This window comes from Corynebacterium wankanglinii (assembly GCF_013601005.1).
In the GTDB taxonomy this organism is placed as follows: domain Bacteria; phylum Actinomycetota; class Actinomycetes; order Mycobacteriales; family Mycobacteriaceae; genus Corynebacterium; species Corynebacterium wankanglinii.
This window is the reverse complement of the sequence record NZ_JABFED010000002.1, coordinates 339564-357779: the sequence shown is the minus strand read 5'-3', so window position 1 is coordinate 357779 and position 18216 is coordinate 339564. Positions and strand designations below refer to the sequence as shown.

17 protein-coding genes are annotated in these 18216 nt (G+C 65.3%); 13 read left to right on the top strand and 4 right to left on the bottom strand.

Annotated elements, in window-relative coordinates; genetic code table 11:
• The first annotated feature begins 10 nt into the window (after nt 1-10).
• Entirely contained in the window at nt 11-481 is a 471-nt protein-coding gene (locus tag HMA55_RS04715) for a GNAT family N-acetyltransferase (RefSeq protein ID WP_181191905.1), read from the top strand.
• On the opposite strand, the gene HMA55_RS04710 is transcribed toward HMA55_RS04715, so the two are convergent.
• The 3 genes from HMA55_RS04710 to HMA55_RS04700 all read right to left on the bottom strand — a co-directional run bounded on the left by HMA55_RS04710 (nt 482) and on the right by HMA55_RS04700 (nt 5548).
• Nucleotides 482-2866, bottom strand: a complete 2385-nt coding sequence (locus HMA55_RS04710; RefSeq protein ID WP_181191904.1) for a glycogen/starch/alpha-glucan phosphorylase — start codon at nt 2864-2866, stop codon at nt 482-484.
• A gap of 66 nt (nt 2867-2932) precedes the next feature.
• Nucleotides 2933-4186, bottom strand: coding sequence for an amidohydrolase (locus tag HMA55_RS04705; RefSeq protein ID WP_181191903.1), 1254 nt, complete (start codon nt 4184-4186; stop codon nt 2933-2935).
• Nucleotides 4187-4207: 21 nt separating this feature from the next.
• A complete protein-coding gene (locus tag HMA55_RS04700) occupies nt 4208-5548 on the bottom strand; it encodes a DUF4921 family protein (protein WP_235961737.1) in 1341 nt (446 codons plus the stop codon).
• 31 nt (nt 5549-5579) lie between these two features.
• Here HMA55_RS04700 and HMA55_RS04695 point away from each other — a divergent pair, with 31 nt between their 5' ends.
• Nucleotides 5580-5969: a hypothetical protein gene (locus tag HMA55_RS04695; RefSeq protein WP_181191902.1), complete on the top strand. Its 390-nt coding sequence runs from the start codon at nt 5580-5582 to the stop codon at nt 5967-5969.
• Here HMA55_RS04695 and HMA55_RS04690 read toward each other — a convergent pair.
• Nucleotides 5939-7069 (bottom strand): glycerate kinase family protein, encoded by a 1131-nt coding sequence (locus HMA55_RS04690; RefSeq protein WP_181191901.1) that lies wholly within the window; start codon nt 7067-7069, stop codon nt 5939-5941. The genes HMA55_RS04695 and HMA55_RS04690 overlap by 31 nt on opposite strands.
• Before the next feature lie 100 nt (nt 7070-7169).
• Between HMA55_RS04690 and gdhA the strand changes: the two genes are divergently transcribed.
• Genes gdhA through HMA55_RS04635 form a run of 11 tightly spaced genes read left to right on the top strand, consistent with a single transcriptional unit; the run spans nt 7170 to nt 18213 of the window.
• Nucleotides 7170-8516 (top strand): NADP-specific glutamate dehydrogenase, encoded by a 1347-nt coding sequence (gene gdhA, locus HMA55_RS04685; RefSeq protein ID WP_181191900.1) that lies wholly within the window; start codon nt 7170-7172, stop codon nt 8514-8516.
• A 26-nt stretch (nt 8517-8542) separates the two neighbouring features.
• Nucleotides 8543-9340, top strand: coding sequence for a DivIVA domain-containing protein (locus HMA55_RS04680; protein WP_181191899.1), 798 nt, complete (start codon nt 8543-8545; stop codon nt 9338-9340).
• Nucleotides 9341-9361: 21 nt separating this feature from the next.
• On the top strand, nt 9362-9898 hold the full coding sequence (locus HMA55_RS04675) for a YceD family protein (protein WP_181191898.1): 537 nt from the start codon (nt 9362-9364) through the stop codon (nt 9896-9898).
• Nucleotides 9895-10662 carry a ribonuclease III gene (gene rnc, locus HMA55_RS04670; RefSeq protein ID WP_181191897.1) on the top strand — a complete coding sequence of 256 codons (768 nt, stop codon included), beginning with the start codon at nt 9895-9897 and terminating at the stop codon, nt 10660-10662. Before HMA55_RS04675 ends, rnc begins: the two co-directional genes overlap by 4 nt.
• A complete protein-coding gene (gene mutM / locus HMA55_RS04665; protein WP_181191896.1) occupies nt 10655-11476 on the top strand; it encodes a bifunctional DNA-formamidopyrimidine glycosylase/DNA-(apurinic or apyrimidinic site) lyase in 822 nt (273 codons plus the stop codon). Before rnc ends, mutM begins: the two co-directional genes overlap by 8 nt.
• A 22-nt stretch (nt 11477-11498) precedes the next feature.
• Entirely contained in the window at nt 11499-12005 is a 507-nt protein-coding gene (locus tag HMA55_RS04660) for a flavin reductase family protein (RefSeq protein ID WP_181191895.1), read from the top strand.
• Between the two features lie 53 nt (nt 12006-12058).
• Nucleotides 12059-13567: an alanine/glycine:cation symporter family protein gene (locus HMA55_RS04655; protein WP_181191894.1), complete on the top strand. Its 1509-nt coding sequence runs from the start codon at nt 12059-12061 to the stop codon at nt 13565-13567.
• A gap of 21 nt (nt 13568-13588) precedes the next feature.
• Nucleotides 13589-13873: an acylphosphatase gene (locus HMA55_RS04650; protein WP_181191893.1), complete on the top strand. Its 285-nt coding sequence runs from the start codon at nt 13589-13591 to the stop codon at nt 13871-13873.
• On the top strand, nt 13870-14358 hold the full coding sequence (locus HMA55_RS04645; RefSeq protein WP_181191892.1) for a CAP domain-containing protein: 489 nt from the start codon (nt 13870-13872) through the stop codon (nt 14356-14358). The genes HMA55_RS04650 and HMA55_RS04645 overlap by 4 nt, the downstream gene beginning before the upstream one ends.
• Before the next feature lie 24 nt (nt 14359-14382).
• The gene (gene smc / locus HMA55_RS04640; protein WP_181191891.1) at nt 14383-17841 is read left to right on the top strand and encodes a chromosome segregation protein SMC; all 3459 of its coding nucleotides are present in this window, start codon (nt 14383-14385) and stop codon (nt 17839-17841) included.
• Nucleotides 17842-17871: 30 nt separating this feature from the next.
• The gene (locus tag HMA55_RS04635) at nt 17872-18213 is read left to right on the top strand and encodes a hypothetical protein (RefSeq protein WP_181191890.1); all 342 of its coding nucleotides are present in this window, start codon (nt 17872-17874) and stop codon (nt 18211-18213) included.
• The last annotated feature ends 3 nt before the right edge of the window (nt 18214-18216 follow it).

Below are 18216 nucleotides of genomic sequence, written 5' to 3'. Positions count from 1 at the left end.
GTTAACGCGCATGAACGCCACAATCCGGCCAGCCGGCGCGAAAGACGCAGCAGCAGTTGCCGACGTGCACAACCGTTCACGCGCCGAGACCTTCCGCGGACACATCCCTGATGCGGTCTTGAACAACCACGAGCCGCTCGAACGAGAGTGGGCCAAATACTTCCAGCGGCCGGACGGCCGGGTTTACCTCGCGGAGGTGGATGGCCGCCCGGTTGGGATGGCGTACGGCATCCCAGGGGGCGAGCACGGCGAGCGAACCGAGCTGCGCAACCTCTACCTGCTAGCGGAGGCGGCCGGATCAGGTATCGCCCCGCGTCTCATGGACGCAGTCGTGCACCCCGGCGAACCCGCGTTTTTGTGGGTGGCCGAGTTCAACGAGCGCGCCCAGGCGTTTTACCGCAAACACGGCTACCGCTTCGACGGCGAGGAAACGCACCACGCGGGTGACGGCATCACTTTGAAGCGCATGGTGCGCGACTAGTTAATTGATCGGGGTGGGCTCGATCTTCCACACATCCTCGGCGTAGTCGCGGATGGTGCGGTCGGAGGAGAAGCGGCCGGATTCGCAGATGTTGTTCCAGCACTTGCGGGCCCACTCGTCCGGGTCGGCGTAGTAGTCGTTCGCCATCCGGTCGCGGGCCTCGCGGTAGGCGGCGAAGTCGCCGAGCACGTAGTAGACATCCTGCTCGCCGTAGCCGTTGTCGTCCAGAAGCGAGGCGCGGATGTCGTGGAAGGCGCCAGTGCCGCGGTCGTCCAAGGTGCCGTCCACAAGCGCGTCGAGCGCGCGCATCAGCCCCGGCGTTTGCTCCGCAACCTGGCGCGGGTTGTAGTGCGCCTTCAGCTCCGGCAGCTCTTCTTCGCGCGCGCCGAAGATGTAGGCGTTGTCTTCGCCCACGGCGTCGACGATCTCCACGTTCGCGCCGTCCATGGTGCCCAGCGTCAGCGCGCCGTTCATCATGAACTTCATGTTGGAGGTGCCCGAGGCCTCCTTGCCGGCTGTGGAGATCTGCTCGGAGACGTCCGTGGCGGGGATGATCTGCTCGGCAGGGGAGACGTTGTAGTTCTCCACGAACACCACGTGGATGTACTTGGACGCCACCGGATCGTTGTTCACCAGCTCCGCGATGGTGTTGATGAGCTTGATAATGCCCTTGGCGGTGACGTAGCCCGGCGCGGCCTTCGCGCCGAAAATGAAGGTGCGCTTCGGCACGTCCTGCTCGCCGTCGACGGTGATGCGGAAGTACAGATCCAGGATGTACAGCGCGTTCATCAGCTGGCGTTTGTACTCGTGGAGGCGCTTAATCTGGGTGTCGAAGATCGAGTCCGGGTCGATCTCCACGCCCTGGCGCTCCGCGATCCACTCGGCGAAGTCGCGTTTGTTGGCGGCTTTGATCTCGCGCAGGTCGTGGAGGACCTCCGGGTCGTCGATAAGCGGGCGCAGCTCCTGCAGCTTGGACAGGTCGGTGACCCACTCGTCGGAGCCCGCGAGGCGGTCCAGAAGCTCGCTTAAACGCGGGTTGCACATGCGCAGCCAGCGGCGCGGGGTCACGCCGTTGGTCTTGTTGTTGAAGCGCTCCGGGTAGAGGCCGTGCCAGAAACCGAGGGTGTCGCGTTTGATGATGTCGGTGTGCAGCGCCGCCACACCGTTGACGGAGTAGGAGGCGTAGCAGGCGATCCACGCCATGTGCACACGCCCGTCGTGGACGGGGGAGTAGTGGTGGGCGGTCTCGGCATCGATGCCGCGGGACTCCATGTCCAGGCGGTAGCGGCGGTCGATCTCTTCGACGATCTCCCAGATGCGCCAGAACAGCTGCTTGAAGATGGATTCCTCCCACGTTTCCAGCGCCTCTTGCAGCACCGTGTGGTTGGTGTAGGCGAACGTGTGGGTGGTCACCTCCCACGCTTCGTCCCAGCCCAGGCCGTGCTCGTCCATGAGCAGGCGCATGAGCTCCGGGATGCCTAGCACCGGGTGGGTGTCGTTGAGCTGGATGGAGTTGTACTTGTGGAACTCGCGCAGGTCGTCGCCGTGGGTGTCGACGTAGTCGCTGATCAGCTCCTGCAGCGAGGCGGAGCAGAAGAAGTACTGCTGGCGCACGCGCAACAGCTTGCCGGCGTAGGTGGAGTCGTTGGGGTAGAGCACGCGCGTGATGTCGTGGACGGACTCGCGCTCCAAAATCGCGTCGGCGAAGCGCTGGGAGTTGAACGCGTCGTAGTCGAACTCCGCAATCGGGGAGGCGTCCCACAGGCGCAGCGTGCCCGCGTTGTCCGTGCCGTAGCCGGTAATCGGCATGTCGTAGGGGATGGCGCGCACGTGCATGTCGTCGAAGCGCACGATGCGCTGCTCGGAGCCACGGCGGATGATGAAGGGGTAGAACGACTCCTTCCAGGCGTCCGGGTGCTCGCGCTGGAAGCCGTCTTCGAACTCCTGGCGGAACAAGCCGTAACGGTACAGCAGGCCGTAGCCGGTCAGCGGGTAGTCCTGCGTGGCGGCGGAATCCAGGAAACAGGCGGCGAGGCGGCCCAGGCCGCCGTTGCCCAGCGCGGCGTCGTGCTCGGCCTCCAGCACGTCCGAAAGCTCGAAGCCGTTGTCTTTCGCAATAGCCTCCGCCTTATCGACGAGCCCAAGGTTGGTCAGGTTATTCAGCAGCGCCCTACCCTCCAGGAACTCCGCCGAGAAGTACGCGGCGCGCCGGGACTTCTTGTAGGTGTTGCGGGTGTTCGCCCAGTTGTCTGCAAACTGCTCGACGGTGGCGGCGGACAAGCCCGTCCAGAACTTCTTCACCGTGGAGTCTTTCGGCGCGCGGCCGGAGAATGCACGGACGTGTCCTGCGACGGTCTGCTCGAATGCTGGTGTGGTGGCAGTCATGTGCCCCGAGCGTACCGGTGCGTTGGGGTGTGTGCAGGCGGGGGCTCGTGCTGGCGTGCGGTCGCGTTACTTGCCCAGATAGCTCAAAACCGCCGTCAGGCCGGCACGGGTCGCAGTAGAGATCGTCGGCTCGTATTCGGGCAGGAAAGTGGACATGTGATTGACCGGCACGTCCTCGCCCACGCGATCTTCAGCCACCGCCTTGTCCCACACTTCGTGCGGGGTGCAGCCGATGAGCCAGAAAAAGTACGGCGCGCCGAAGGCCTGGCCGATGACGGGGAAGTCCTCCGAGACGGTTTTCGGGTCGGCGGTGACAGACTCAGCACCGAAAACCTGGTCGAACTGCTCGCGCACCCGGGCGAACACGGTTTCGTCGTTGTCCAGCAGCTCGCCGTGGGCGAAGAAGCTGAGCATGGCCTGGTCCAGCGAGCCTGACGCCAAAACTTCGGCGTGGACCACGCGCTTGATGGCGGAGTACACCTTCGCCTTGACCTTATCGGAGTAGAAGCGGCAGTTCAGCACAAGTTCCGCCTCACCCGGGATGATGTTGTTCGTGGTGCCGGCGTGCATGCTAGCCACGGTGACCACGGCAAAGTCTGCCGGATCCACCTCCCGGCCCACGATGGCTTGCAGCCGCGTCATGATCATTGCGGCGGTGTAGGTCGGATCGATGGCGTTGTGCGGCATGGAGCCGTGGGCGGCGCGGCCGGGGATACGGATGCGGATGGAATCGCACGCCGCGAACTGCGGGCCGGGCTTCGACATGACCTCCCCGGCGCGGCCGGGCATGACATGCTGCCCGAAGACCACGTCGGGGGTGGGCACCTTGTCCGTCAGGCCGTTGTCGGCCATGTCTTGCGCGCCGGCACCGATTTCCTCGCCTGGCTGGAACAGTGCAATGAACGTACCCGACCAGTGCTGGCGCGTGTTGTCAAGGAAGTCGCACATGCTCAGCAGCGCGGTGGTGTGGATATCGTGCCCGCAGGCGTGCATGGTGCCAACGGTTTGGCCGTCGGTGGTTTTCACCACTTTGTGGGACGCGTACGGCGCGCCTGTCTGCTCTGCCACCGGCAGGCCGTCGAAGTCCGCGCGGTGCAGCACGGTTGGTCCATCGCCATTGCGGAATACGGCGCAGATGCCGAACTTGCCAATGGGGGCGACCACTTCGCAATCGAAGCGGGACAGCTCCATCATCAGGCGGCTGTACGTCTCCTCCTCCTGCATGGACAGCTCCGGGTTGGCGTGCAGCAGCTCGTAGAGGCGACGCTGCCACACCTCGTCGACGCGATAGGAGCGCAAAATGTCAGAGACAGTACTCACAGGACTCACAGGACTCACAGATCACCTTTCCAGGTTCGGGTTGTAGAGCAGCAGGTTCGGCGCCGGGGTGCATTCTTCTGCGATGCGCAGGGAGGCAGAGACGGTGCCGCCGCTACGCAGTGTGCGAAGCGAGGCGGTGACGCGGTCGCGCACGTCAAACGGCGACAGCGTATTCACGTAGATCTGCGTGCCGCCCTCGAAGCCGGCGAGGGTGGAGATGCGCCACTTGAGGTTGATGCGCCACGGCATGGGCACGTCTAAGTCCACGGGGCGGTAGTGCCACTCCTCGTTGGTGGCTACCTCGGCACCAGTGGCGGCGTGCGCGGCGTGCAACAGATCAGACACGCCGCGGACTTCCTCGGCCGTGTGCAGCCACGGCTCGCTAGCGCGCGACTTCGAGTACACGGTCATGGTGGGGTAGCGGTGGCCCACACCTGCGGTGAGGATCGCGTGCTCGTTCTCAGCGATGACCAGGTTTTGGTAAAAGGCGTGGTTGACACCCCAGTCGTTGTACAAGTTCACATTCTGGCGCAGCTTCGCAGTTTCGGTTTCTGCGTTGACCCCGCGCTCGTCGATAGCCACGAGCTGCTTGTGCAGGTGCTCGAACGAGGCGCCGGCGGGGGAGAGCCAGTTTTGGAACACCACCACGTAGCGCGCGTAGGTGTGCTGCTCCACCAGGTCGCGCAGCGAATCGACGGTGAACGCAATAAAGCGGAAGTGCTCCTCGGGTGTGAGCGAGCCTGAGCCAGCGATCTGGTCCGAACGTTGCGCGCCCTCGACGAAGTGGCGCCGGGCGATGATCACGTCGTGCCCGCCGCCGAAATACGCCGGCGCGTACTGCAGCAGCTCCGGCTCCGGCAGGTCCGCTTCCAGCCCAGCGGCCGTAAGGCGCGTGCGCACCGTCGCAAGCACATGCTCGCGCCCCGCCGGATCCGCCAGGTAGCGCTCCATGTGCTCACGCCGCGTGTCCGGCATCTCGTAGCCGTAGTTCTTCTGCCAGTAGTCGTAGGAGACGATCTCGAACAGGTTAGGCACCCGCCGAAATTCCGCGACCGTGGTGTCCAACTCCTCGGGCATGGCGTCGCGCAGGATCTCGTACCCCTCGCCGGTGGCCACCAGGCGCGACTTCTCCGGGGGTGTGCGAAGCTTGCGGGCCTCGCAGAAATTACAGGTATCTGCGGACGCGCCAGGCAACAGTGGCACCGGAGGGGCGCCAGCTGCGCGCAACGGACGGTTGCCGCGGCCGGGTACCGTCCACACCTCCGTCCCGGAGAACGGGTTGACCTGCTTGAGCGTCCCGTCCGCCATGGTCCGAAGCGCAACGTGGTACGAGTGCGCGGGGTTTACGGAAGGGTTGGACATGCCCGCAACCATACCGGTTAGCCTTGTGCGCATGTCTGTGATCCAATTCGATGTCCTTGTCCCGCCTGCCGCAGCCGGCGAGGTCAACGACGCGTTTCAGCGCGCGCTTGACATCCTGGTGCGCCGCGAGATGCTCTCCTCCGGCACGGTGGGGATGCAGCGGGTGCTTATCGACGACTCCGTGCGCGCCCAACTGGCAGAAACCTACGAGCGGGACCGCGGCGAATCCCCCGACGATGCCGAGGTGCACCGCTACCGCATTGAGGTGGACGGCGCTGACAGCCTCAACGGCCTGGCCATGGGCCTGTCGCGCATCCTCACCCCGAAGGCGGACCTGCCGCGCGACCCGGTGATGCTGGAAGACCAGGACCGCTTCGAAGCGCCCTCGATCTACCCCTGGACCGTGGAGGTGTTCAGGTAGGCCACCGCGATCTCCGCGCCGGCCTGGAGAAGCTGCTCGCGCACGTCCGCACGTTCGGGCAGTGTGACGGCGATGGTGCCGTCCGCGGGTTGCTCATCGAAGCGCCCTGCAGCGACCGCGAAGGCCGCGCCTGCTTCGCGGGCGAGCTCGCCCACCACGGATGCGACCTTTCCGGTGCCGGTTTGGCCGTCATAGCGGCCCTCGCCGGTGATCACGAGCGCTGCGCCGTCGACCTGTTCCGCCAAGCCGTTTGAGTCCGCGACCACTCGCGCGCCGGGCAGGATGTGCACGTGGGACGAATCGCCGTGGAGCATGCTGGACAGCCAGGTCAAGCCGATGCCCGCGCCGCCAGCCGCGCCCAGACCCGGTGTGGACGGGTCCACCTCTGTGACCTCGCACAGGCGAGCCAGGCCCCGGTCGAGGACCTCAATGTCCGCCTCCGTGGCGCCCTTCTGCGGCCCGAAGACGTGCGCTGCGCCCTCCGGGCCTGTGGCGGGAGCTGTCGTGTCCGTCAGCAGTACCCATTCCATCGCGCCGGCCGGAACGTTGACCTTGGCGGTGTCGAAGCCGGCCAAATGCTCGAGCGCGCCGCCGCCGGGGGGAAGCTGGTAGCCGGCCTGATCAAGTGGGTTGACGCCGAGGGCGACGAGGATGCCGGTACCGCCGTCGATAGTTGCTGTACCGCCAAGCCCCAGCACGACGCGCTCGGCGCCGCGGGTCTGCGCGTCCGCAATGAGCACGCCGGTGCCGTAGGTGTCGCCGGTCAACGGCACCGGGTCCGCTTCCACGGCCGGTAGGCCAGAGGCTGCGGCAACGTCGATGTAGGCGGTCTTGCTGGTGGCGTGGAATGTGTACTCCGCCTCGGTCAGTCGGCCGGCTGCGGTAGTCGTCGGCAAGCAAATGCGCTCGCCCTCGAACAGGGAAGAGGTGCCCTCGCCGCCGTCCGCCATCGGGGTGAGCACGATGTGGGCGTCGCGGATGACTGAGCGAACGCCCTCAGCGAGCCACTCCGCAGCATCCGCGGCGCTCGCGGTGGACTTGAATGAATCGGGGGCGACGACGATTTTGGGCGACGGGACTGGGTCGAGGGGATGAGCCATGGGGGAGAGTTTAGCGGGGTCTTATCTTACGGCTGAAGGTGCTGTAAAGTTCCCCCGGTACGTAATTCTGCACCCTTATAGGTATCGGAGGTTTTCGCCCATGAGCACTGTTGACCAGGAAGTTGCCGGCTACTACCAGAAGCTGTTAGAGCGCAACGCGGGTGAGCCGGAGTTCCACCAGGCAGTCGCCGAAGTGCTCGAATCACTCAAGATCGTGCTGGGCAAAGACCCCCACTACGCCGACTACGGGCTGATCGAGCGCCTCTGCGAGCCGGAGCGCCAAATCATCTTCCGCGTGCCGTGGATGGACGATGACAACAACATCCGCGTCAACCGTGGTTTCCGCGTGCAGTTCAACTCCGCGCTGGGCCCCTACAAGGGCGGGCTTCGCTTCCACCCGAGTGTGAACCTCGGCATCATTAAGTTCCTCGGCTTCGAGCAGATTTTCAAAAACTCGCTGACCGGCCTGCCCATCGGCGGCGGTAAGGGCGGCTCCGATTTCGATCCCAAGGGCAAGTCTGAGGGCGAAATCATGCGCTTCTGCCAGTCGTTCATGACGGAGCTGTGGCGTCATATCGGCGAGTACCGCGACGTGCCGGCAGGCGATATCGGTGTGGGCGGCCGCGAGATCGGCTACCTGTTCGGCCAGTACCGCCGCCTGGTTAACCAGCATGAATCCGGCGTACTCACCGGCAAAGGGCTCACCTGGGGCGGTTCCTTGGTGCGCACGGAGGCCACCGGCTTCGGCACGGTGTACTTCACCGACGAGATGATGAAGGCCAACGGCGATTCCCTCGACGGCGCGCAGGTGATCGTCTCCGGCTCCGGCAACGTGGCCATCTACGCCATCAAGAAGGCTCAGGAGCTCGGCGCGACCGTGGTGGGCTTCTCCGATTCCTCCGGTTGGGTAGAAACACCTCACGGGGTGGATGTGGAGCTGCTGCGCGAGGTGAAGGAGCAGCGCCGTGGTCGCGTCTCGGAGTATGCGGAGGAGGCCTCTGGGGCAACGTTCCACTCCGACGGCTCCATCTGGGACCTCAAGGCGGACGTTGCGCTGCCTTGCGCAACCCAGAACGAGCTAAACGGCGACCACGCCCGCGCACTCGTGGACAATGGCGTGCGCTACGTTGCCGAAGGTGCGAACATGCCGTCTACGGCGGAGGCGATCGAGGTTTTCCGGGAGCGCAACATCGGCTTCGGCCCGGGCAAGGCCGCAAACGCCGGCGGCGTGGCAACCTCGGCGCTGGAAATGCAGCAGAACGCATCGCGCGACTCGTGGTCCTTCGACTACACGGACGACCGGCTGCACAAGATCATGTCCAACATCTTCACGGTGACCAAGAACACCGCCGAGGAGTACGACCGGGCGGGTGACTACGTCATCGGCGCGAACATCGCCGGCTTTAAAAAGGTGGCCGACGCGATGCTCGCGCAGGGCGTGATCTAACTGCGTAGCGGGTACGCTGGGGCACCATGTACCGCGTTTTCGAAGCCCTGGATGAGTTAGTTCAGACGATGGAGCAGGCCTACGGCGTGCCCATGACCTCCAATTGCATGGTTCCCCGCAACGAGATGCTCGGGCTTCTCGACGACCTCCGGAACGCCCTGCCCGTCGACCTGGACGACGCGCAGGACGTGCTGGACAAGCAGGACGAGATCTTGCGCGGGGCGCAGGACCGCGCCGACATGCTGGTCGGCGACGCGGAGGAGGATGCGCGCCGCATTGTCAGCGACGCGCACTCCGAATCCGAGTCCATGCTTTCGGACGCGCAGGCTCGCGCCACCGCGATGGTCACCGACGCGGAGGAAGAGTCCAACATGATGGTCACTCAGGCGCAGAACGTGGCTGAGATGACCGTAAACAACGCCCAGCGTGAGGCGGACAACATCGTGGAATCCGGTAACCAGGAGTACCAGCGCTCCGTGGACAAGGGTTTGGCGGAGCAGGAGCGATTGATTTCGGAGTCCGAGGTCATCCGTCGCGCGGATGAGGAGGCGCACCGTCTGGTCGATGAGGCGACCGCGGAATCGAACCGCCTGCGTGCAGAGTGCGACGATTACGTCGATTCGAAGCTCGCGGAGTTTGAAGACGGCCTGCGTTCTGTGTTGCAGACCGTGTCTTCGGACCGCAGTGCGCTTCGTCGCGGCGCTGGGGCATCGGGCGCTGGCGCAAACTCGCGGGTCCGCCGCACCGAGCGTCCTGTCCACGCGGACCGTGGTGAGCGGGCCGGGTACTCGGAGCGTTCCGGCGGCTACGGCGAGGAGTATTAAACGGGGTAGTCTGTGGGCGCTATGGCTACCAATCCTTTCGTATTTGATGTCACCGATGTGCTGGGCGGGGACGGCACTGCCGAGACCGTGACACAGACGGGTCCCTCCCCGTCACGCATTGGCCCCGAGATGATCGCCATCCCTGAAGGCCGGGAGGTGACGGTCGAGGCTACGTTAATCCCCCTCGGCTCCGGCGTGATGGTGGACGCTACGGCGACCGCCACGCTGGAAGGCCAGTGCGTCCGCTGCCTCAAGGAGCTCACCCCGACTGAGTCTGTGCGCATTTCAGAGGTGTTTGCCGCAGCGGACGATTTCGTCACCGGTGATGAGGAAACTGAAGATGACCGGGGTTCCGGCGACGAGATTCGTCGAGTGGTGGACAACGCCGTCGACTTGGAGCAGGCGTTCGTGGACGAGGCGGGGCTGAATTGGCCTTTCAATCCCACGTGCCAGCCAGAGTGCGAGGGTGATACCGATGTTCCGGCGCCGGACGCAGTCGAAGGCGAGGAGAACAACCTGGTTGACCCCCGCTGGGCCGGCCTGGAGAAGTTCCTGTGAGCCGCTCCCGCAAGAACAAAGTCAACGCGGAGGAGCTGTGGGAGCAGACGTTTAGCGCGGTCGACCACGCGCCGCTGCTTGGGCGCCTCGGGGTCGACATTGAACGCGACGGCCTGAAACTCGCGCTGACCCACCGGTCATTTGCCAACGAGCACGGCCACCTTCCCAACAACGAGCGGCTGGAGTTCGTTGGTGACGCGGTGCTCGGTCTCTCTGTGGCGACCAAGCTGTTTGAGCTCTACCCATCCAGGCCAGAATCGGACCTTTCACCGATGCGCGCCAGCATCGTCTCGCGTTACGGTCTGGCGGATATCGCCCGAGAGATCGACTTGGGCAGACACGTGCTCATCGGCAAGGGAGAAGAGCTCACTGGTGGCCGGGATAAAGAGTCCATCCTCGCGGACACAACCGAGGCCCTCCTCGGCGCGATCTACCTGCAGCATGGGTTCGAAACTGCCCGGGACGTGATTCTCAAGCTTTTCGACGAAAAGCTGCGCACCGCTACCGTGAGCAAGAAGCACCACGACTGGAAAACTGACCTGCAGGTGCGGCTAGCGGAGCTCAAACTGCCGGTGGCCGAGTATGTCTCCGAGGCGGAAGGGCCCGAGCACAACCAGACGTTTACCGCACAGGCCCTGGTGGCTGGGGTCTCCCGCGGCACGGGCATCGGCCCAAATAAAAAGCTGGCTGAGCAGGAGGCGGCGCACCAGGCGGTGCTCTACCTGCGCGACCACGCTGCGGAGGCCGTACGCGGCAATGCCTGAGCTGCCCGAGGTTGAGGTGGTGCGCCGCGGACTGGACACCCACGTTGTCGGCCGCACTTTCGGCGCTGTCGCGGTCTTGCATCCCCGCGCCGCCCGCGGCAACACTGTGGATCTGGAAGCGACTTTGCCGGGGCTGACGGTTACCGGCACGGGCCGCCGAGGCAAATACATGTGGTTCACGCTCAGCGACGGCAATGCGCTACTGATCCACCTCCGCATGAGCGGGCAAATGCTCGTGGCTGAGCATGGGGAGGTGACGTCGCCGCACCTGCGCATCCGCGCAGATATGGGGGACGTGGAGCTGGATTTCGTGGACCAGCGCACCTTCGGGTTCTGGCAGTACACGCAGCTCATCGACGGCGTTCCGCAACCCGCCATGCACATCGCCCCGGACCCGTTCGAGTCCGACTTTGACGTGCGCGAAACGGCGCGTGCGATGCGTCGGCGCAGGTCGCCGTTGAAAAGTGTGCTGCTCAACCAGGAAGTGGTCAGCGGCATCGGCTCCATCTACGCCGACGAAGCGATGTGGGCGGCGCGCCTCAAACCCTGGCGCAGTGCGAAGACGATGCGGCAGCGCGACGCTGAAGCCGTCCTCGACGCCTCGCGCGAGGTGATGGCCCGCTCGCTGGAGCAGGGCGGTACGAGCTTCGACGCGTTGTACGTGAACGTCAACGGCGCCTCCGGATACTTCTCGCGCTCGCTCAATGCCTACGGACAGGCCGGCAAGCCCTGCGCCCGATGCGGCAGCCCAATTAAACGGGTGGTGGTGGGTGGGCGCTCTAGCTACTTCTGTCCCACCTGCCAGGTGCTGTAGGGCTCGAGTACGGTTGATCGACATGGTTGATCTGTCAGCATTTAAAGACGCCATGAGCCAGCTGGCTGCGGCGGTGGCGATTGTGACCACCGGCTCCGAGTCCGAGCCGCATGGCACCACCGTCAGCGCGTTTATGTCCCTGTCGCTGAACCCCCCGATGGTGTTGGTGTCCCTCGACGGGAAGTCGTCGTTGCTGGCGTTGCTGGCCGAAGGTTCGTCGATAGGCATCAACGTGCTATCCACGGAGCAGGACGTGCTCGCGCGGCGCTTCGCCGACAAATCTGTGGACCGATTTGCGGGCGTGGAATGGTTGATGAAGGACGGCGCGCCGCAGCTGGCAGGGGACCACACCTGGGTCGCGGGCACCGTCTCGCGAATCATCGCCGCGGGCGACCACTTTCTCGTGCTCGTGGACGTGGAGGCGGCGGAGGTGAATTCCAACTGCCCGCTGTTGTACTGGCAGCGCGAGTTCGGCACCCACGGCACCATCAAGCCCGGTGAGGTGCGCACGCAACCTGTGGAGGGGTAGCTCAAAGTGCGCCCGTTGTGTGATCCCGACAACCCGGCGATACACTGCCCGCCATGGATGAAGCCACTTCTTTCGTCGAGGACTCCCTGAACGGCGTGATCTGGAACCTCGTGCCTTGGTTCCTTATCGCCGCAGGCGTGTACTTCGGCTTCCGCACATTGTTCGTTCAAATCCGCCTGATCCCGGAGATGCTCAAGGCGGTAGCCGAGACGCCGAAGGGCAAGGACCGCGAGGGCCGAGACCTCGACGAGGAGTATGGCGGCGTTTCAGCGTTCAAGGCGTTCACGATCTCAGCCGCCTCGCGCGTCGGTACCGGAAACATCGCCGGCGTGGCGCTAGCGATCTCCATTGGCGGGCCCGGTGCAGTGTTCTGGATGTGGCTGCTCGCACTTCTCGGCGGTGCGACCGCGTTCGTGGAGTCCACCCTGGCACAGCTGTGGAAGACCAAGGACGCTGACGGCAATTACCACGGCGGGCCCGCGTACTACATGACTCGCGGGCTGGGGTGGAAGCCCCTCGCCGTGCTGTTTTCCGCCTTCCTAGCGCTGACCTATGGCTTCGTGTACAACGCCATCCAAACCAACTCCATCACCGCGGCCATTGAGACATCCGTGGGGAACGACTCTGTTGTTGTGAAGGCGATCGTCGCGGGTGTGCTGGCGACCCTCACCGCACTGGTCATCTTCGGCGGCGTGACCCGCATCGCTTCCTGGACACAGGTCATCGTGCCGTTCATGGCTGGCATCTACATCATTATGGGCGTCGTGGTTCTGGTAGTGAACTGGCGCGAGATCCCCGGCATGTTCGAGCTGATTGTCGGCCACGCCTTGGGGCTGAAAGAAGTTGCCGGCGCTGGAGTGTGGCTCGCCTTCACCCAGGGCATGCGCCGCGGTTTGTTCTCCAACGAGGCCGGCATGGGCTCCGCGCCGAACGCCGCCGCCTCCGCGACGGTGTCCCACCCGGTGAAGCAGGGCTTGGTGCAGACGCTCGGCGTCTACTTCGACACCCTGCTGGTGTGCACCATCACCGCGTTCATCGTGCTGCTCGGCCCGGCCGTGTCCTACGGCCTAGGCGACGTCCAAGGTGTGTCGCTCACCCAATCTGCGCTGGCAGATTCTCTCGGCGACTGGAGCGCTCATGCCATCACATTTATCCTGTTCTTCCTGGCGTTTTCGTCCGTGATCGGCAACTACTACCTCGCGCAGACGAACCTGGAATACCTCACCGAGTCCAAGACGGCGCTGAACGTGTTCCGCTTCATCGTCATCGGCTTCGTCATCTTCGGCGCGTTCGGGTCGGTCCCGCTTGTGTGGGCGCTCGGCGACACGATGGCTGGCTTGCTGGCCATCTTCAACATCGTCGCGATCATCCCGCTCGGCGGCGTGGCGCTGAAGCTGCTGAAGAACTTCAACGAGCAGCGCCGTCAAGGGGTCGATCCGGTGTTCAACCGGGACATGCTCCCGGAGATCAAGAACGTGGAGTACTGGGACGGCTCCGACCCGGTCACCCGCCGCAGTTCGGAGGACCGCATTGAGATCGGCCAGGACAGTAGTGCGGGCTAATCGGCGCTACCCTTGGGCGGCATGACAAACACACGCATGACAGCTCACGTCCGCGGCCACGTTCAAGGCGTTGGCTTTCGGTGGTGGACCCGCTCCCGCGCCCTCGAGCTGGGGCTTACCGGCTACGCCAAGAACCTCAGCGACGGTCGCGTTGAGGTGGTTGCGGAGGGGGCCGAAGGTGACGTCGCAAAGCTGAAAAAGCTCCTCGAAGAACAGCCCACTACCGCGGGTCGGCCCGGTAACGTCGAGCACGTGCAAGCACAGTTCTCAGAGCCGAAAGGCGCGGAAGGGTTTGAGGAGCGATGATAAAGCCAATCGCGGCAACCGCTGTAGCAGTGGCCGCTTTCGCAGCGGTCCCGGCACCTGCGCAGGCGCAGGACTTATCTTCAAGTTTCGCGTCCATGAGCAGCCTGCCCACCCGCCAGTACGATCCCGGACTGCCGTGGGACGTGGCAGAAGCGTCGCGCGCGAAAACCTACCGCAACATCAGCTTCTATCGCATCCAGAACGGCCGCCTGCCGTGGTTGCGAAGCGGCCAATTAGACGCGCAGGCGCAGGCGTGGGCGGAAGAGCTCAGCCGCACACACAGCTTCCGGCACTCGGGAGCGAACCTGTACGAGAACATCGCGTTCAGCTCGCATAGCCCGGAGGCGGCGTTTGAGCAGTGGCGCACCTCGCCGGGGCACAAGGAAAACATGCGCTCCAACGCGCGTGCGGTGGGTATTGGTGCGGCGCACGGCTACGTCGACGGCCGCGGGTGGGGCTTTATCGTGGTCATGCAGGCGCGCTAGCAAACGCGCGGTAACATCCACAAAATGCACCTGAAATCGCTGACGCTCAAGGGATTCAAGTCCTTCGCGTCGGCGACCACGATGAAGTTCGAGCCCGGCATCTGTGCCGTGGTGGGGCCGAACGGCTCGGGGAAGTCCAACGTTGTGGACGCGCTCGCGTGGGTGATGGGGGAGCAGGGTGCGAAAAACCTGCGCGGCGGAAAGATGGAGGACGTCATTTTCGCGGGCGCCGGCGGGCGTAAGCCGCTCGGGCGCGCGGAAGTTACGCTGACCTTCGACAACACGGACAAGCGCCTGCCCATCGACTACACAGATGTGGCCATCACCCGTCGCATGTTCCGCGATGGCGCGAGCGAGTACGAGATCAACGGCTCGAAGGCGCGCCTGATGGATATCCAGGAGTTGTTGAGCGACTCCGGTATTGGCCGAGAGATGCACATCATCGTCGGCCAGGGCAAGCTCTCGGAGATCCTGGATTCGCGCCCCGAGGAGCGCCGCGCGTTTATCGAAGAAGCTGCCGGTGTGCTCAAGCACCGCCGCCGCAAGGAGAAGGCACAGCGCAAGCTCACCGGCATGCAGGCGAACCTGGACCGCCTCACGGACCTCACCGAGGAGCTGGGCAAACAGCTCAAACCGCTGGCGCGCCAGGCCGAGGCCGCGAAGCGGGGCGCCGCGGTGCAGGCGGAGCTTCGCGACGCCAAACTGAAGCTCGCCGGCGACCAGGTGGTGCACCTGCGCGCCAAATACGCCGATGCGGAGCGCGCGGCCGAGATGCTGGCGGAGCAGGTGGAAACCGTCACGGCCACACTAGAGACGGCAGTAGAAGAACAGGAAAGCGTCGAGGCCCGCCAGCAGGAGCTGCAGCCGCAGGCGCAGCAGGCGCAGGAGCTCTGGTTCGCGCTTTCCACACTCGCGGAACGCGTGAGCGCCACGCAGCGCATCGCGTCCGAGCGCGCCCGCAGCTCCAACGCGGTCGCGCCGTATTCCGGCCAGGACCCCGAAGAGCTCGAGGCGAGGGCGCAGCTTGCGGACGAGCGCTACGCCGAAGCCCTCGACGCGGCCGAGGAAGCTGCCGAGCAGCTGGAAACCATCCGTGAGGAGGTGGCCGAGCGCCAGGAGGCCTTCGACGCCGCCGAGCGCGAGCACATGGCCCAGGTGCGCGCAATCGCGGACCGCCGTGAGGGTGTGGTGCGCCTGATCGCGCAGGAGGAATCCCAGGCGGCGGCGGTACAGGCGGCCGAGGAGGAGGTCCGCCGTTTCGAGGAAACGCTGGCAGAAACGAAGCAACGGGCCCGTCAAGCCGACGCGGAGGTCGCGGAAGTGGAGGAGCGCATTGCGGGCTTTGAGGCGGAGCGTGCGCCTCTCGACGACGCGTTCGCCCGCGCCCACACCGAATCGGATGCCGCGGATAAGCGTCTAGACCAGCTGCGCGCACAGCAGCGCGAGCACGAGCGCGCAGTGGCGACGCTGCAGTCGCGTATCGACACGCTCGCGGAGCAGGCTCCGAAGCGGTCGGCGGTGGACGTGCTCACAGGGTTTACAGCGCTAGCGGGCTTAGTCACCGTGGAGTCCGGGCTGGACCGCGCGCTCGCGGCCGCGCTCGGGGAGCACGCGGAGGCGCTCGCCGGAGAAGTGTCCGAGGACGCGGTGGGTGCGCTGGAGGCAGCCGCGCGCACCGTGGTGGTGGACACGCAGGGCGGTTCGTCCTGGCGCTTGGACACCGACGGAGAGGTGGACTGGCTGCTGGACCACGTCAGCCTGGACGCTGAGGTGGTGGGCCCGGTGACGCGCCTGCTCGCGGACGTGGTGCTGGCCAACGATCTTGCAGCGGCCCGCGCGGCGGTTGAGCAAGACCCGCGACTGCGTGCCGTGACGAAAAACGGCGTGTTGGTGGGCGAGGGCTGGGTCGCCGCCGGCACGGGGCAGACCTCCACTGTGGAGGTTTCCGCCCGCATCGAGGTGGCGAAAGCCGAACTCGCCGAAGCACAGCAGCTGCTCGACGAGCTCGCCGGCACGCTCGAAGGCGCGACCGTGGCAGCGGACGAGGCCCGGGTGAGCGCCGCGTCCGCCAAGGCTGCGCTACGCGAGCACGACACTGAGGTCGAGTCTTGGCGGCGCGACCGCACCCGCCTGGTCAAGCAGGCTGAGGCGAACACGACCGAGCACGAGCGTGCGGCCGCCCGCGCGACGGAGGCGGACGCGCGCCTGGCTCAGCGCCGTGCCGAGCTGGAGGAGACGCGCGACCGCCTCACCCGCGTGGACACTGACGTGGCGGCCTCGCCGGAAGAGCCCTCCACCGAGCAGCGCGACCAGGCCCGAAGCGCGCTCAACCACGCCAAGTCGTTGGAGATGGAGGCCACGCTTGCCTCGCGCACTGCACAGCAGCGCGCCGAGGCAGAGGCCGGCAAAGGCGACGCGCTGCGCAGGCAGGCTGAGCAGGAGCGGCTGGCGAAGGCCCGGCACGAGGCGGCGGTGGCGCGGCGTAGGGCGGAAGGTGAGCTAGCTCGCGCCGTCGAGAAGCATGCGCGCGACCTGGCCGCCCGCATCGACGACGCGCTCGCCCGTGCGACCGCGCAGCGCGACGACCTGAACGCTCAGGTAAACAGTCTTCAGAGCAAGGTGCAGCAGGCCCGCCAACAGGTCAACGCCACGCGTCAGCAGCTCGCCAGGCTCACCGACAGCGCCCACCAGTCAGACATCGCGCGCTCGCAGGCGCAGGTGCGTATCGACGAGGCGGAGGCAAACATCACCTCCTCCCTCGGCATCGCCGTGTCCGACCTGCTTGCCGGGTACACCCCCGGCGAGGACTTCGACCGCGAAGCGGAACAGGCCCGCCTGAAGCAAGCCGAGAAGGATCTCCGAGCACTGGGCAAGGTCAACCCATTGGCGCTGGAGGAGTTCAAGGCGCTGGAGGAGCGCTACACCTTCCTCAGCACCCAGCTCGATGACGTTATCCAGGCGCGCAAGGACCTCACCGGCGTGATCGAGGATGTGGACGCGCAGATCCTGCAGCTGTTCACCGACGCCTGGGCGGACGTTGAGGCCGAGTTCCCCCGCGTGTTTCAGACACTGTTCCCGGGCGGCGAGGCCCGCCTGTTGCTCACCGAGCCGGACGACATGCTCGCTACCGGCATCGAGATCGAGGCGCGCCCGCCGGGCAAGCGAGTCAAGCGTCTGTCCTTGCTTTCCGGCGGCGAGAAGTCCCTCACTGCGCTGGCTTTCTTGGTGGCCATCTTCCGCGCGCGCCCCAGCCCGTTCTACGTGCTGGACGAGGTGGAGGCAGCGCTTGACGACGTCAACCTTCGGCGTCTCATCGCCCTGCTGGAGGAGCTGCGGCAGGACTCCCAGCTCATTGTGATCACCCACCAGAAACCGACGATGGACGTAGCCAACGTGCTCTACGGCGTGACCATGCGCGGGGACGGGGTAACGCGGGTGCTGTCGCAGCGCATGCAACCTGCGGGGGCGGCTCCCGCCGAGTAGTATCGTCCGAAAGTTGGAGAAAGGATGGAAATGTCAGCTTTACGTACTGCCGGGGTTATCGGTGTTGTTGCGTTGACGTTCTTTGCGGGAGGATGCTCCGCTACAACGAATCTCGACGGCACCTACACCAAAGTGGAGTCAGCCGGTGGGGAGAACCTGACCAGCACTCTCACCATCGACGGCGGAGATTGCACGCTCCACCACGCTGCCGAGCCTGGGAGCGTAGAGCGCGACGAGACGTGCACCGTCGATGGCGATCACATCGTGTTTACCGAGGGCGGCGAAGAAGCACGGTTGCCGGTGGCCAAGACTGACGACGGGGATGTGAGGATCGGTCTCGGTGACGGGGAGCTCTACCAACGGAGCCACTAGAGC